The following is a 426-nucleotide window of genomic DNA, read 5'->3' on the forward strand; positions in this document are numbered from 1 at the left end:
TGCTTTTGAGGTTTTTTCTTTTTTCATTCATTAGTTCTTTGTATAGTTCTTTTTGCTTATTTATTTTTTCAAGCCTTTCTTCTTCATATCGCTTCATAAGTTCATTTCTGTAATCTTCGCTTGAAAAGTGCTTGTAATCCGCTCCTTCTTCGAAAATCGCCCCTGTGAGTCTTGTGGGTTTGCCTGTTTCGAGATTTATAACTGAAATAGACTTTTTCGTGACCCTCGAAACCTTATATTCTGCTGTGTTTAGCGAGTCGATAAGTTCTTCCCTATTTTTGTAAAACCCGTCTTCAACAAGTTGAGCAAGATGTTCGGTCAAAGCCTTTTTGAAATGCCTTCTGTTGTGTTCTTGGCTGACCCCCTCAATCGGCTTGTATTCATTAAAGAACTCGGGTGTAGAAGCTCTTTTCTTGTCGGGGGTGT

The 426-nt window shown here is 38.7% G+C and carries 1 pseudogene; it reads right to left on the reverse strand.

What is annotated here, in order from left to right:
• A pseudogene (locus RMT89_RS41250) lies at positions 1–426 on the reverse strand (hypothetical protein); the annotation flags it as partial.

Source organism: Streptomyces sp. P17 (assembly GCF_032436805.1).
Taxonomy (GTDB): domain Bacteria; phylum Actinomycetota; class Actinomycetes; order Streptomycetales; family Streptomycetaceae; genus Streptomyces.